Origin of the sequence: Phenylobacterium sp. (assembly GCF_031425575.1) — a bacterium.
Lineage (GTDB): Bacteria > Pseudomonadota > Alphaproteobacteria > Caulobacterales > Caulobacteraceae > Phenylobacterium.
Window position 1 is genome coordinate 1 of record NZ_JANPJP010000372.1, and the last position, 13,548, is coordinate 13,548.

Below are 13,548 nucleotides of genomic sequence, written 5' to 3' on the forward strand. Positions count from 1 at the left end.
ATCGTCTGGCGGTGGACCAGGGGGCCGACTTCATCGAGCCGGACCTGGTGCTCACCAAGGACGGCGTGCTGGTGGTGCGCCATGAGAACGAGATCGCCGGCACGACGGACGTGGCGTCGCGGACCGAGTTCGCGGCGCGGAAGACCTCGAAGATCATCGACGGCGAAAGGATCGAGGGCTGGTTCACCGAGGACTTCACCCTCGCCGAACTGAAGACCCTGAGGACCCGCGAGCGTCTGCCCGAGCTCCGGCCCGCAAGCGCAGCCTTCGACGGGCGCGAGTCCATCCCGACCTTCCAGGAGGTGGTCGACCTGGCCAAGGCGGAGAGCCAGAGGGTGGGCCGGGTGATCGGCGTTTATCCGGAGATGAAGCATCCGACCTACCTCGCCAGTGTCGGCCTGCAGATCGAGCCGCGCCTGGCCGAGGCGCTGAAGGCCAATGGGCTGAATTCCAGGACCGCCCCGGTCTTCGTTCAATGCTTCGAGACCGCCCCGCTGAAGGCCTTCGCCCAGCTGTCGTCCGCCCGCCGCGTGCGGCTGGTGGGCGACGACGCCAGGGACCTGGTGACGGCGGCGGGTCTGAAGGACATCGCCACCTATGCCGACGGCGTGGGTCCCGACTGGTCTCTGGTCATCCCGACGGTGGGGGACGCCCTGGCCTCCGCCACGACCCTGGTGGCCGACGCCCACAAGCTGGGCCTGGCGGTGCATCCCTGGACCGTGCGGGCTGAGAACCGGTTCCTGCCCGAGACGCTGCGCCGCGGGACCGACATGGCCGCCCATGGGGACGTGGCCGCGGTGTTCGCCGCTCTCTACGCCGCCGGAGTCGACGGCGTGTTCAGCGACTTCCCGGGCCTTGCCGCGAAGGCCCGGGGGTAACCTAGCAGCCTATTCGGCGGCCTGGCGGGTGACGCCGAGCTTCGGGGCCAGCTCGCCTGAGGCATAGCGCTTGGCCATGTCTGAGAGCGGGATCGCCTTGATGCTCGAGGCGTGGCCGGCCGTGCCGAACTCCTCGAAGCGCTGGATGCAGACCTTGCGCATGGCTTCCTTGGCGGGCTTCAGGTAGCTGCGCGGGTCGAACTCACCGGGCTTCTCGACGAACACCTTGCGGATCGCCGCGGTGATGGCCATCCGGTTGTCGGTGTCGATGTTGATTTTGCGCACGCCGTGCTTGATGCCGCGCTGGATCTCTTCCACCGGCACGCCCCAGGTCTGGGGCATCTCGCCGCCGTACTGGTTGATCAGGTCCTGCAGATCCTGCGGCACCGAGGAGGAGCCGTGCATAACAAGGTGGGTGTTGGGCAGGCGGCGGTGGATTTCCTCGATCACGCCCATGGCTAGGACGTCACCGTCCGGCTTGCGGGTGAACTTGTAGGCGCCGTGGCTGGTGCCCATGGCGATGGCGAGCGCGTCGACCTCGGTGGCCTTCACGAAGGCCACAGCCTGGTCGGGATCGGTCAGCAGCTGGTCGTGGCCGAGCTTGCCCTCGAAGCCGTGGCCATCCTCCTTCTCGCCCATGCCGGTCTCGAGACTGCCCAGCACGCCGAGCTCGCCCTCCACCGAGGCGCCCACCCAGTGGGCCATGTCGACGACGTTGCGGGTGACCTTGACGTTGTAGTCGTAGTCGGCGGGCGACTTGCCGTCGGCCATCAGGGAGCCGTCCATCATCACCGAGGTGAAGCCGTATTGGATCGCCGTGGCGCAGGTGGCTTCGTTGTTGCCGTGGTCCTGGTGCATGCAGATCGGGATGTGCGGGTACATCTCGGCCATGGCGTCGATCAGGTGCTTGAGCACGATGTCGTTGGCGTAGGACCGGGCGCCGCGCGAGGCCTGCATGATCACCGGCGAGTCGGTGGCCTCCGCGGCCTCCATGATCGCCAGGGCCTGTTCCATGTTGTTGATGTTGAAGGCCGGCACGCCGTAGCCTTGCTCAGCAGCGTGATCCAACAGTTGTCTCAGTGTGACCCGGGCCATGTGTCGCCGCGCTCCATCAAATCGTTAGTCTTATTGGGCCAGAGCCGCCACGCCGGGCAGTTCCTTGCCTTCCATCCATTCAAGAAACGCGCCGCCCGCCGTTGAGACGAAAGTAAAATCGTCTGCGCAGTCGGCCACATTCAGAGCCGCGACTGTATCACCGCCACCGGCCACCGCTACAAGCTTGCCGCTCTTGGCCAGCATGCCGGCGTGACGGGCCGCGGCCACTGTGCCCCGGTCGAAGGGCGGGATTTCGAAGACCCCCAAGGGACCGTTCCAGATCAGGGTCTTGGAATTGTCCATGGCCCGGCAGAGGCGTTCCACGGTCTCGGGCCCGGCGTCCAGGATCCGCTCGTGCTCGTCCACCTCGCCCAGGCCGCGCACGCGGGCCGCGGCGCCAGGCGCCAGGGTCTCGGCGACGACGATGTCCATGGGCAGGAAGAGCTTGCAGTTGTTCTGGCCGGCCAGGCGGATGATGTCGCGCGCGGTCTCAGCTAGGTCCTTCTCACAGTAGGACAGGCCCACGTCGTGGCCCTGGGCGTAGAGGAAGGTGTTGGCCATACCGCCGCCGATCGCCAGCTTGTCCAGCCGGGTCACCAGATTGCGCAGCAGATCAAGCTTGCTGGAGACCTTTGAGCCGCCGACGATACCCATGACCGGCCGCTCCGGGTGGCCCAGGGCCTTGTCCAGGGCGGTCAGCTCCAGGCGCATCTGCTCGCCCGCATACGCGGGCAGCAGCCGGGCCAGGCCCTCGGTGGAGGCGTGCGCCCGGTGGGCGGCCGAGAAGGCGTCGTTCACATAGAGGTCGCCGTTGGCGGCCAGGGCCTGGGCGAACGCCGGATCGTTCTTCTCCTCGCCAGGATGGAAGCGGACGTTCTCCAGCAGGAGGACACCTCCGTCCTTCATGGCCGCGATGGCGGAGGCGGCCGCGGGACCCACGCAGTCGGGCCCGAAGGCCACGGGCGCCCCCAGCACCTCGGCCAGGGCGGGCGCGATGGGCTCCAGGCTCATGGCCGGAACCACCTTGCCCTTGGGCCGGTCGAAGTGGGCCAGCAGGATCACCTTGGCCCCGCCGGCCCGCAGCTTGGCGATGGTGGGGACCGCGGCGCGAAGGCGGGTGTCGTCGGACACCTCGTCGTCGTGCATCGGCACGTTGAAGTCCACACGGACCAGGGCGCGTCGGCCCTTCAGGTCGGCGTCGTCGAGGGTCGCGAATGCCACGGTCTGATCCCTAGATCAGTTTCGCCATGGCGATGGCGGTGTCGCTCATGCGGGTCGAGAAGCCCCACTCGTTGTCGTACCAGCTCAGCACCCGGCACAGGCCGCCGTCGACGATCTGGGTCTGGGGCAGGGCCACGGTGGACGAGGCCGGCGCGTGGTTGAAGTCGATGGAGACCAGCGGATCCTTGGTCACGGCCAGCACCCCCTTCAGGGCGCCGCCCGCGGCGGCTTCGAAGGCAGCGTTCATGGCCTCGACCGTGGTCGACCGGGTGGGGACGAAGGTCAGGTCCACCACCGAGACATTGGGGGTCGGTACGCGGATCGAGGAGCCATCCAGCTTGCCCTTCAGGGCCGGGATCACCAAGCCGAGGGCCTTGGCGGCGCCGGTGGAGGTGGGGATCATCGACATGGCCGCGGCGCGCCCGCGATACAGGTCGGAGTGCATCGTATCCAGGGTCGGCTGGTCGCCGGTGTAGGAGTGGATCGTGGTCATGTAGCCACGCTCGATGCCGCACAGCTCCTGCAGCACGTGGGCGACCGGCGCCAGGCAGTTGGTGGTGCACGACGCATTGGAGACGATCAGGTCCTCGGCGGTCAGGGTGTCGTGGTTCACGCCATAGACAATGGTCTTGTCGGCGTCGGTGCAGGGCGCCGAGACCAGGACGCGCTTGGCGCCGGCGGTCAGGTGGGCGGCGGCCTTTTCCTTGGTGGTGAAGATGCCCGTGCACTCGAACGCGATGTCGATGCCCAGGTCCTTGTGCGGCAGCTCGGCCGGGTTGCGGATGGCCGTGACCTTGATCCTGCCGCGGCCCAGATCGATCGTGTCGCCGTCCACGGTCACCGTGCCGGGGAAGCGGCCATGCACGCTGTCGTAGCGCAGCAGGTGAGCGTTGGTCTCCACAGGCCCCAGGTCATTGATCGCCACGACTTCGATGTCCGTGCGGCCATGTTCGACGATCGAGCGCAGGATGTTCCTGCCGATGCGGCCGAACCCATTGATGGCGACGCGGACGGTCATGGAGATCTCCTCTAGAGATGAGCTTCTACTGGGATTTGGGGGCGGTTTTTCGGGCTGGGGGGCGCGAAGTCAACCCCTGGACCGATCAAGTCGCTTCGCAATGTGTATCGAGCCGCCGATTCCCCGACGTCACCGCCGAGTCAGCGGCCGAAAGCCGGCAAATCCCAGCTAAAAATATGATTTTATGGGCGCAGGTCTCAGCCGAGGACGACGGAGACCCGGTCGGCGGCCAGCTTGGCGTTGGCGCGCGCCAGATCGGTGTCGGCGGCGCGGGCCAGGGCGACACCCATGCGGCGGCGCTCGAAGGCCTCGGGCTTGCCGAACAGGCGCAGATCCGCGCCAGGAACCTCCAGGGCGTGAGCTACGCCCTCGAAGGCCACGCCCTTGGCCTCCACCCCGCCATAGATCACCGCGCTGGCGCCCGGCTCGCGCAGGGTCACGTCGATGGGCAGGCCCAGGATGGCGCGGGCGTGCAGGGCGAACTCGCTCTGCACCTGGGTGGCCAGGGTCACCAGGCCGGTGTCATGGGGCCGGGGGCTGACCTCGGAGAACCACACCTCGTCGCCCTTCACGAACAGCTCGACCCCGAACAGGCCAAGCCCGCCCAGCGATCCGGTGACAACTTCGGCGATCTCGCGCGCCCGGGCCAGGGCCGCCGGCCTCATGGCCTGGGGCTGCCAGCTCTCCACATAGTCGCCCTTCACTTGCCGGTGGCCGATGGGGTCGCAGAAGGCGGTTTCGATGACGCCCTCGGGCCCGCGATAGCGGACGGTGAGCTGGGTGATCTCGAAGTCGAAGGCCACGCGACCCTCGACGATGACCCGGGGCTGCTCCACCCGGCCGCCCTCCAGGGCGTATTTCCAGGCCGCCGCGATCTGGTCGGCGCGCTCCACATAGGACTGCCCCTTGCCCGACGAGCTCATCACCGGCTTTACGAAGCAGGGGAAGCCGGTGACGCCCTCAGCCGCCGCCGCCAGTTCGGCCTCGGTCGACGCGAAGGCGTAGGCGCTGGTGGGCAGGCCAAGCTCCTCGGCGGCCAGGCGGCGGATGCCCTCGCGGTTCATGGTCAGCTGGGCGGCGCGCGCCGTGGGAATGACGGTGGCCAGGCCTTCGGCCTCGATCCGCACCAGCTCATCGGTGGCGATGGCCTCGATCTCCGGCACGATCAGGTGCGGGCGCTCCAGCTCCACAACGGCGCGCAGGGCGGCCGCGTCGGTCATGGCGATGACGTGGGACCGGTGGGCCACCTGCATGGCCGGGGCGCCGGCGTAGCGGTCGACCCCGATCACCTCGCAGCCCAGCCGCTGCAGCTCGATCGCCACCTCCTTGCCCAGCTCGCCGCAGCCGAGCAGCATGACCTTGACGGCGGAGGGCGAGAGCGGCGTGCCGAGGCGCATGGTGGTGATCCCTAGAGCTTGCTCTTGGCCGCCGCCGCCACGGCCTCGGCGGTGATGCCGAATTCCTTGTAGAGGCGATCGGCCGGGGCGCTGGCGCCGAAGCCCTGCATGCCCACGAACACGCCATCCTCGCCGATGAACCGCTCCCAGCCGAAGCTGGCGGCGGCCTCGACGGCGACGCGGACGGTGTCCCTGGCCAAAACGCTTTCGCGATAGGCGGCCGGCTGGGCGGCGAACAGCTCCCAGCAGGGGGTGGAAACCACGCGGGTGGCGATCCCTTCGGCCTGGAGCAGCTCACGGGCTGCCATGGCGACGCCGACCTCGGTGCCCGACGAGAAGATGGTCACCTGGGCCGCGCCCTCGGCGGCCGCCAGTTCATAGGCGCCCTTGGCCGACAGGTTCTCGGAAGAGGCGACAGTTCGCGCCGCCGGCGTCTTCTGCCGCGACAGGGCCATCAGGGACGGGCCGTCCTTGCGGGCGACCGCCAGCTTCCAGCACTCGGCGGTCTCCACCAGATCGGCGGGCCGGAAGACGTTCAGGCCCGGCATGGCGCGCAGGGAGGCCAGGTGCTCGATCGGCTGGTGGGTCGGGCCATCCTCGCCGACCCCGATGGAGTCGTGGGTCATGACGTGGATCACCCGGGCGCCCATGATCGCGCCCAGGCGGATCGCCGGGCGGCTGTAGTCGGAGAACACCATGAAGGTGCCGGCATAGGGGATGACCCCGCCGTGCAGGGCCATGCCGTTCATCGCCGCCGCCATGCCGAACTCGCGGATGCCGAAATTGATGTAGCGGCCATCATAGGCCGGAGCGTCGAAGGTGGCCGTGCCCTTCACCAGGGTGTTGTTGGAGCCTGTGAGGTCGGCCGAGCCGCCCACCATCTCAGGGATGTTGGGGAAGAGGGCGGTGAGCGCGGCGCCGGAGTGCTGGCGGGTCGCCGCGCCGGGCTTGGTCTCGACCGCCTCGGCGATCAGGGCGTCGATCTTCTCGAAGGCGTCGGCGGGCAGGTCGCCCCGCACCGCACGGGCGAACTCGTCGCGGTAGTTCGACGCCGCCAGGGTTTGCTCCCACTTGCGGCGCTGCTTGCCGCCGCGGCGGCCGGCGGCGCGCCAGGGCTTGTAGACGTCCTCGGGCACCACGAAGGGCTCGTGCGGCCAGCCCAGCCTCTCGCGGGTGGCGGCCACCTCGGCCTTGCCGAGCGCATTGCCGTGGGTGGAGTGGCTGCCCTCCAGCGTGCCCGCGCCCTTGCCGATCTTGGTGGCGCAGGCGATCAGGCTCGGCCTGTCCTGCTTGATCGCCCAGGCCATGGCCCGGCGGATCTGGCCCATATCGTGGCCGTCGATGGACTTGACGGCCCAGCCGGCGGCCTTGAAGCGGGCGATCTGGTCGGTGGTGTCCGACAGCGAGACGTCGCCGTCGATGGTGATGGAGTTGTTGTCCCAGAGCACGGTCAGCTTCGACAACTTCAGCCGGCCGGCGATGCCGATGGCCTCATGGCTGACGCCCTCCATCAGGTCGCCGTCGCCGCATTCGACCCAGGTGCGGTGGTCCACTAAGTCGGCGCCGAAGCGGGCGGCCATGCGGCGCTCGGCGATGGCCATGCCGACAGCGGTGGCCAAGCCCTGGCCCAGCGGCCCGGTGGTGGTCTCCACGCCCTCGGTGTGACCCACTTCCGGGTGGCCCGGAGTCTTGGAGCCCCATTGGCGCAGGGTGCGCAGCTCGTCCATGCTGACCGCCTTGAACCCCGACAGGTGCAGCAGGCTGTAGAGCAGCATCGATCCGTGTCCGCCCGACAGCACGAAACGGTCGCGGTCGGCCCAGTCGGGCTTGGTGGCGTCGTACTTCAGGAACTTCGTCCAGAGCACCGTGGCCACGTCGGCCATACCCATCGGCATGCCCGGGTGCCCGTTGGAGGCCTGTTCGACGGCGTCCATGGAAAGGACACGGATCGCGTCGGCCATGGTCTGGAGCGGTGCGGGCATGGGGCTTCCGGTGAGTCTGAACGGGAATTGCGGGCGGGGTCGCACGCACGCAACATCGGGTCAAGGAACGTGACGGGTTCCGGCGCGAGCCTACCCCGGTCTATAGATTAACAGTCACACCTTCGGAGCGTCGAATGAACCGGGAGTCTGCGGGCGACAGCGCCCTCGACCAGGCCGCCAAGCGGCTGGATCGCGCGGTCGCCCAGCTGGAACAGCGCCTGGCCGCGCGCGCCCCGCAGGCCGGCGAGGAGCCGGGCGGCCTGTTCGACCAGGACCGCGCCAAGCTCGCCGACGAACTGGACAAGGCCCGCGCCCGCGAGCGCGCCCTTGAGGAGGCCGGGGCCGAGGCCTCCGCGGCGCTGGGCCGCGCCATCGCCGAGATCCAGGCGGCTCTGGCCGACCATGACGCGCCGGCTGACGCGCGCGCCGACGAAAGCGAAGAGGTCTAGGCCATGGCCCAGATGATTATCGAGGTGAACGGCCGCCCCTACACCGTTGGCTGCGAGGACGGCCAGGAACAGCACCTGATCGAGTTGGCCCGCATCTTCGACCGGCAGGTCCGCCAGGTGTCCCAGGACATGGGCCAGCTCGGCGACACCCGCCTGTTCCTGATGGGCGCCCTGCTGCTGGCCGATGAACTGGCCGACGCCAAGGCGCGGCTAGGCACGGTGCAGGCCGACCTCGCCCGCATGCAGTCGGATCAGGCCCGCATCGAGGTCCGCGCCACCCTGGCCCTCGACAACGCCGCCAAGCGCATCGAGAAGCTGGCGGCGGAATAACGACCCGCGGTGGGTTTGTCACCGCCGCCCGAACAGCCGCTCGATATCGGCCAGCTTCAGTTCCACATAGGTCGGCCGGCCGTGGTTGCACTGGCCCGAGTGGGGGGTGGCCTCCATCTGGCGGAGCAGGGCGTTCATCTCCGGCGCCGAGAGCCGCCGTCCGGCCCGCACCGAGCCGTGGCAGGCCATGGTTGAGCAGACCTCCTCCAGCCGTTCCTTCAGCGCCAGGGCCTGGCCGTTCTCCGACAGGTCATCGGCGATGTCGCGCACCAGGCCGGCCACATCGGTTTCTCCCAGCAGGGCCGGGGTCTCGCGCACCAGCACCGCCCCGGGGCCGAAGGCCTCGACGGCGAGGCCCAGCGCCATCAGTTCGTCGGCCTTGGCCACCACCCGCTCGGCCTCGGCGGGATCCAGCTCCACCACCTCGGGCAGCAGCAGGGCCTGGCGGGCGACGCCGCCGCCGGCCATCTCCACCTTCATCCGCTCATAGACCAGCCGCTCGTGGGCGGCGTGCTGGTCGACGATCACCACCCCGTCGCGGGTCTGGGCGACGATGTAGGTCTCGTGCACCTGGGCTCGGGCCGCCCCCAGGGGGAAGTCCACCGGATCGAACACCACTGAGGCGGCCGGCGCCTCGTGCAGCCCGGGGCCGGGGGAATAGCTGCTGGGCTCGTACTGAGTCTCGGCCCGCGCCGAAACCTCGGTCAAGCCCGGGATCGCCTGGGCCGCCGCCTGCGCCCATCCGCCCATGCGCCAGGCCGAGAAGCCCTCCGCCGAGGGTTGCGGGACGTAGCCGGGCCGGAACCCGCTAAGCGTCTCGCTGGCCACCGAGGTGGACGCCCGGTGCCCGGCGCCGGCCAGGACGTGGCGCAGGCCCGAGACGATCAGGCCGCGCACCATGGCTGGATCGCGGAACCGCACCTCGGCCTTGGCGGGGTGGACGTTCACATCCACCTGGCTGGGGTCGAGCTCCAGATAGAGCGCCACCAGGGGATGGCGGTCGCGGGCCAGGAAGTCGGCATAGGCACCGCGCAGGGCGCCCTGCAGCAGGCGGTCGCGCACCGGGCGGCCGTTGACGAACAGGTACTGGTGAGCCGAGTTGCCGCGATTGTAGGTCGGCAGGCCCGCGAACCCCGACAGCCGGATGTTGTCCCGCTCCTGGTCGATGGCCAGTGCATTGTCCTGGAACTCCCGGCCCATGATCGAGGCCAGGCGCGCCAGGCGGCCCTCCGGCCCACGGCTCTCGGCGGGCAGGCGCAGGGTGCGGCGGCCGTCCAGATCCAGGGCGAAGGAGACCGCCTCATGGGCCATGGCCTGGCGCTTGATCTCCTCGGCGATGGCCATGGCTTCCGAGCGCTCGGACTTCATGAACTTCAGCCGGGCGGGGGTGGCGTAGAACAGGTCGCGCACCTCCACCCGCGCCCCGTGCGGGCCGGGGAAGCCGGAGGGGGACACCGCCCCCATGGCGCCGCCCTCCACCAGGATCGAATGCGCGTCGGTGACTCCGCGGGCGCGAGACGAGATGGACAGCCGCGCCACCGAGCCGATGGACGGAAGGGCCTCGCCCCGGAAGCCCAGGGTGTGGATGTGCAGCAGGTCATAGTCCCCGGCGTCGTCGGGGCTGAGCTTGGAGGTGGCGTGACGCTCGATGGCGAGCGGCAGCTGGTCGGCCGCCAGGCCATCGCCGTCATCGGCCACCAGGATGCGGGTCAGGCCGCCGCCGTCGGCCTGCACCTCGACGCTGCGCGCCCCGGCGTCGAGCGCGTTCTCCACCAGTTCCTTGACCGCGCTGGCAGGCCGCTCCACCACCTCGCCGGCGGCGATGCGGTTCACGGTCTCGGGCGGCAGGCGGCGGATGGTCATTTTAGGGCCCAGGTCCTCGGACTGGATATATAGGGCGATTCCACCGGGGGTGAGGCAGATGAGGTTCGCGACGTCCCTGGCCCTGGCCGCAGCTCTGCTGGCGCTCCCCGCCGCGGCCCAGGCCCCGACCGTCGATCCCGACGCGGTGCTGGTGGAGGAGCTGGTGGTCACCGCCCTGCTGCCGGGCCCGGCCTGGTGGCGGGTCTCCGACGCCGACACCGTGGTCTATGTCCTGGGAGCCCCTTCGGTGATGCCCAAGGCCCTCGCCTGGGACCAGAGCGTGCTCGCCCGCCGCCTGCAGGGCGCGAACCGGGTGATCCTGCCGTTCAACCAGGTCAGCGTCAGCCTGCTGACCGCGCCGGGGGCGGCCATCAATCTGCTGCGCTTGCGATCCAAGACGCCCTATGAGGCGACCCTACCCGCCGCGCTAAAGGCCCGCTTCGTCGCTGTCCGCACCGGCAGCGGCAAGCCGGCTGAACGCTATGCGACCAAGAACGGCCTCGCGGCGGGGCTGATCCTGGTGGACGACTATCGCCAGGCCAGCCAGCTCACCGCCGCCGATCCCGCCAAGACCGTGCGGCGCCTGGCCAAGGCGCGGCGCATCAAGGTCGAGGAGAAGAGTTACGACGCGGGCGGTCTGCTGGGTCAGGTGGTGCGCACGCCCGCAGCCGCCCAACAGGCCTGTCTGGAAGACGCCCTGGATGAGGCCGAGGCCGGTCCCGCCGCCGCACGCCGCGCCGCCCAGGCCTGGGCCCAGGGCGACGTGCGCGGCGCGCTCAACGCCGAGCGCGGCTTCGAGAAATGCCTGGCCTCGGCGCCTGGAGCCCTGGCCCTGGACCGCCGCTTCAAGGCCGACCAGGCCGCCGCCATCGCGCGCGCCCTGAAAACCCCCGGTCACGCCGTGGCCGTCGTCCCTCTCCGCCCCCTGCTGGCCCAGGGTGGCGTGCTGGATCAGCTGCAGTATCAAGGGTTCGAAGTGAAGACGCCGGGGGAAGAGTAGGGCCGCTTGATCGGCGTCAAGGCGACGTTGCGCCGCCTGCGCCAGTCACAGGACCTCAACCGTAGGTCCAAGGGCGACGACATGGCCGATCCGAGACACATCGCCGGGCTGGCCGGCCCAACCCTGATGGCGATCACCACCTCCGAGGCCTTGAACCTGGACATCTGGAGCCCGGCGGACCCCACCCTGGTCTATCTGAACGGCGTGCTGCTTTTCGTGGCGGGCCTGGCGATCATCAGGACCCACAATGTCTGGCGCCCGAGCTGGACGCTGGTGGTGACGCTGCTGGGCTGGGGGGCCCTGACCGCCGGCCTGGTACGCATGTTCTCGCCGCGCAGTCCGCAGCTGGCCGAGGCCGGAACGACCTATGCCGTCATCTTCCTGCTATTCCTGGTGGGTGCCTTCCTGACGCTCCAGGCGATCCGTCCGGGACCTACAGACCCGGCAGCTTGATCCGGGTGCTCTTCTCGCGCGCGATGACCACGGGCTTGTCGCCGGTGACTTCACGGATCTTGGCGGCCTCCGAGGCCGGGTCGATCGGCGCGGCGACATTGTCGCCCGCCGCCGCGGTCGCCGCGGCGCTGGCCTTGCCGTCCTTCCAGAACATCACCCGGTCGGCGAAGCCCTTTTCCTTGTGGGCCAGGTCACCGCCCTCGTCGTCGACGACATAGCGGATCAGCGGATCGGCCTTGTCGGCGCCGGCCTTGGCCACCAGCAGCTTTTCACCTTCGGTGCGGGCCTCGGCGTCGCGGCGGCCCAGCAGGGCGTTGCGCGCGGCGCTCTCGGGCTGCAGTTCCTGCGGACGGGGTTCACCCGGGGCCGGCGGACGCAGGGAATAGTCAGGCGGCACCACCAGGGGGGCCTTGGACACCACGCGGAACTCGTCGGGGGTCACCTTGGTCATGCCCAGCGCCTTGCGGGACGAGGCGCAGCCGGTGAGACCCACCATCCCGATCAGGGCGGTCGCGACGATCACTCGGGTCAAGCTCATGAACTACAGGCTCCGATAGGCCGCCCCCGGCCGAAGATGGACATGTCAGATAGCGCAAACGGCAATCGCCGCCAACGCGTTTAGGCGGCCGCCTCTTTGCGGGTGGAATCAAGCAAAAGGAAGACCACGCCGATGGTGATGGCCGCGTCGGCCACATTGAACACCCAGGGGAAGAAACCCAGCCGCTGGAAGTCCAGGAAATCCACCACGGCCCCAAAGCGCACGCGGTCGATGGCGTTGCCGATCGCGCCCCCCATCACCAGGCCCAGACCCAGGGCCATCGGCCAGCGCAGGGCGGTGCGCGCCCAGTTGGCGAGGAAGATGGCGACGATCAGCGAAAAGGCGGTGAGCGCCCAGCGCACCACGTCATGCTCGGCGCTGAACAGGCCAAAGCTCACCCCCTGGTTCCAGACCAGCGTCAGGCTGAAGGGTCCGCCCACCGGAACGCTGGAGCCCGCCTGGGTTCCCAGCAGGCCAAGGATCAGGTGCTTGGAGATCTGATCGAGGACGATGACGGTGACGGCCAGCACGTAGGCCGACCAGCCGTATTTGGAGATGGCTTTCATGCTCAGGCCCTTTCAGCGTCCCAGGCGGCGACGGCGTTGGCGTCCCGCAGCGAGAGTTCAGGATAGCGCGGGTCAGATCCCACCTCCGGCAGGATGCGCCAGGAGCGAGCGCATTTCCGACCGTCGGCCTTGATCGGCTCCACCGCTACGCCGGGAGTTTCGCCGAGGCGGAAGGCTCCGGCCGGACCGTCGCCGGCGACCAGGGTCGCCTGGCTGGTGCGGAACAGCTCGGCGGCGTCCAGGCCCTCAAAGGCGGCCAGCAGGCTGGCGTCGGCGATGTGCACCACCGGGGCGGCTTCCAGGGCCGCGCCCATCCGCTTCTCGCGGCGCTCGACCTCCAGGGCGCCGGTGACCACGGAGGTCACCGACTGGATTTTCGCCCAGCGTTCCGCCTCGGCGGGATTGGCCCAGGCGGCCGGGGTCTCGGGGAAGACCCGCAGGCAGTTGGAGGGGGCGTCGGGGAACCGGGTGGTCCAGGCCTCTTCCATGGTGAAGGGGATCAGCGGCGCCAGCCACACCGTCAGGCGTTCGAACACCGCGTCCATCACCGTGCGCGCGGCCCGGCGGCGTAGGGAGCTGGGCTGGTCGCAGTAAAGGGCGTCGCGGCGGATGTCGAAGAACAGCTGCGACAGCTCCACTTGGCAGAACTCGGTGATCGGCCGGCTGACATCCTGGAACAGATAGGCGTCGTAGGCGGCGCGGACCTGGCCATCCAGCTCGTGCAGGCGGTGCAGGATGAACCGCTCCAGCGGCGGCAT

Annotated in this window: 14 protein-coding genes; 5 read left to right on the top strand and 9 right to left on the bottom strand. The window is 69.5% G+C overall.

The window, feature by feature from the left end; genetic code table 11:
• Positions 1-878, top strand: an 878-nt coding sequence (locus RMO97_RS21095; protein WP_310542965.1) for a glycerophosphodiester phosphodiesterase family protein, incomplete at its 5' end; no start/stop codon positions are given.
• A 9-nt stretch (positions 879-887) separates the two neighbouring features.
• Here the strand turns inward: RMO97_RS21095 and fba are convergent.
• The 5 genes from fba to tkt all read right to left on the bottom strand — a co-directional run bounded on the left by fba (position 888) and on the right by tkt (position 7,591).
• The gene (gene fba / locus RMO97_RS21100) at positions 888-1,973 is read right to left on the bottom strand and encodes a class II fructose-bisphosphate aldolase (RefSeq protein ID WP_310542966.1); all 1,086 of its coding nucleotides are present in this window, start codon (positions 1,971-1,973) and stop codon (positions 888-890) included.
• Between the two features lie 30 nt (positions 1,974-2,003).
• Positions 2,004-3,194 carry a phosphoglycerate kinase gene (locus tag RMO97_RS21105; RefSeq protein WP_310542967.1) on the bottom strand — a complete coding sequence of 397 codons (1,191 nt, stop codon included), beginning with the start codon at positions 3,192-3,194 and terminating at the stop codon, positions 2,004-2,006.
• A 10-nt stretch (positions 3,195-3,204) separates the two neighbouring features.
• Positions 3,205-4,212: a type I glyceraldehyde-3-phosphate dehydrogenase gene (gap, locus tag RMO97_RS21110; RefSeq protein ID WP_310542968.1), complete on the bottom strand. Its 1,008-nt coding sequence runs from the start codon at positions 4,210-4,212 to the stop codon at positions 3,205-3,207.
• 197 nt (positions 4,213-4,409) lie between these two features.
• A complete protein-coding gene (gene purT, locus RMO97_RS21115; protein WP_310542969.1) occupies positions 4,410-5,609 on the bottom strand; it encodes a formate-dependent phosphoribosylglycinamide formyltransferase in 1,200 nt (399 codons plus the stop codon).
• Between the two features lie 11 nt (positions 5,610-5,620).
• The gene (gene tkt, locus RMO97_RS21120) at positions 5,621-7,591 is read right to left on the bottom strand and encodes a transketolase (RefSeq protein ID WP_310542970.1); all 1,971 of its coding nucleotides are present in this window, start codon (positions 7,589-7,591) and stop codon (positions 5,621-5,623) included.
• Positions 7,592-7,725: 134 nt separating this feature from the next.
• Here tkt and RMO97_RS21125 point away from each other — a divergent pair, with 134 nt between their 5' ends.
• A complete protein-coding gene (locus RMO97_RS21125) occupies positions 7,726-8,040 on the top strand; it encodes a DUF4164 family protein (RefSeq protein WP_310542971.1) in 315 nt (104 codons plus the stop codon).
• A 3-nt stretch (positions 8,041-8,043) separates the two neighbouring features.
• Positions 8,044-8,370, top strand: a complete 327-nt coding sequence (locus RMO97_RS21130; RefSeq protein WP_310542972.1) for a cell division protein ZapA — start codon at positions 8,044-8,046, stop codon at positions 8,368-8,370.
• An 18-nt stretch (positions 8,371-8,388) separates the two neighbouring features.
• Here the strand turns inward: RMO97_RS21130 and mutL are convergent, their stop codons facing one another.
• The gene (mutL, locus tag RMO97_RS21135) at positions 8,389-10,233 is read right to left on the bottom strand and encodes a DNA mismatch repair endonuclease MutL (RefSeq protein ID WP_310542973.1); all 1,845 of its coding nucleotides are present in this window, start codon (positions 10,231-10,233) and stop codon (positions 8,389-8,391) included.
• A gap of 58 nt (positions 10,234-10,291) precedes the next feature.
• On the opposite strand from mutL, the gene RMO97_RS21140 reads away from it, so the two are divergent.
• Together RMO97_RS21140 and RMO97_RS21145 are read left to right on the top strand one after the other, a co-directional pair.
• The gene (locus tag RMO97_RS21140) at positions 10,292-11,233 is read left to right on the top strand and encodes a TraB/GumN family protein (RefSeq protein WP_310542974.1); all 942 of its coding nucleotides are present in this window, start codon (positions 10,292-10,294) and stop codon (positions 11,231-11,233) included.
• Between the two features lie 6 nt (positions 11,234-11,239).
• Entirely contained in the window at positions 11,240-11,686 is a 447-nt protein-coding gene (locus RMO97_RS21145; RefSeq protein WP_310542975.1) for a hypothetical protein, read from the top strand.
• Here RMO97_RS21145 and RMO97_RS21150 read toward each other — a convergent pair.
• The 3 genes from RMO97_RS21150 to RMO97_RS21160 all read right to left on the bottom strand — a co-directional run.
• Complete coding sequence (locus RMO97_RS21150; RefSeq protein WP_310542976.1) at positions 11,667-12,224, bottom strand: DUF3035 domain-containing protein; 558 nt, start codon at positions 12,222-12,224, stop codon at positions 11,667-11,669. The two genes, RMO97_RS21145 and RMO97_RS21150, sit on opposite strands and share 20 nt — an antisense overlap.
• Positions 12,225-12,304: 80 nt before the next feature.
• Complete coding sequence (gene lspA / locus RMO97_RS21155) at positions 12,305-12,790, bottom strand: signal peptidase II (protein WP_310542977.1); 486 nt, start codon at positions 12,788-12,790, stop codon at positions 12,305-12,307.
• 2 nt (positions 12,791-12,792) lie between these two features.
• A partial coding sequence (locus tag RMO97_RS21160) for a class I tRNA ligase family protein (protein WP_310542978.1) occupies positions 12,793-13,548 on the bottom strand: 756 nt, incomplete at its 5' end.

What these genes read in the sequence shown, in the direction of transcription:
- fba (WP_310542966.1), bottom strand. Translation starts at nt 1,973, where the DNA reads ATGGCCCGGGTCACACTGAGACAACTGTTGGATCACGCTGCTGAGCAA.
- gap (WP_310542968.1), bottom strand. Translation starts at nt 4,212, where the DNA reads ATGACCGTCCGCGTCGCCATCAATGGGTTCGGCCGCATCGGCAGGAAC.
- purT (WP_310542969.1), bottom strand. Translation starts at nt 5,609, where the DNA reads ATGCGCCTCGGCACGCCGCTCTCGCCCTCCGCCGTCAAGGTCATGCTG.
- tkt (WP_310542970.1), bottom strand. Translation starts at nt 7,591, where the DNA reads ATGCCCGCACCGCTCCAGACCATGGCCGACGCGATCCGTGTCCTTTCC.
- RMO97_RS21125 (WP_310542971.1), top strand. Translation starts at nt 7,726, where the DNA reads ATGAACCGGGAGTCTGCGGGCGACAGCGCCCTCGACCAGGCCGCCAAG.
- RMO97_RS21130 (WP_310542972.1), top strand. Translation starts at nt 8,044, where the DNA reads ATGGCCCAGATGATTATCGAGGTGAACGGCCGCCCCTACACCGTTGGC.
- mutL (WP_310542973.1), bottom strand. Translation starts at nt 10,233, where the DNA reads ATGACCATCCGCCGCCTGCCGCCCGAGACCGTGAACCGCATCGCCGCC.
- RMO97_RS21140 (WP_310542974.1), top strand. Translation starts at nt 10,292, where the DNA reads ATGAGGTTCGCGACGTCCCTGGCCCTGGCCGCAGCTCTGCTGGCGCTC.
- RMO97_RS21150 (WP_310542976.1), bottom strand. Translation starts at nt 12,224, where the DNA reads ATGAGCTTGACCCGAGTGATCGTCGCGACCGCCCTGATCGGGATGGTG.
- lspA (WP_310542977.1), bottom strand. Translation starts at nt 12,790, where the DNA reads ATGAAAGCCATCTCCAAATACGGCTGGTCGGCCTACGTGCTGGCCGTC.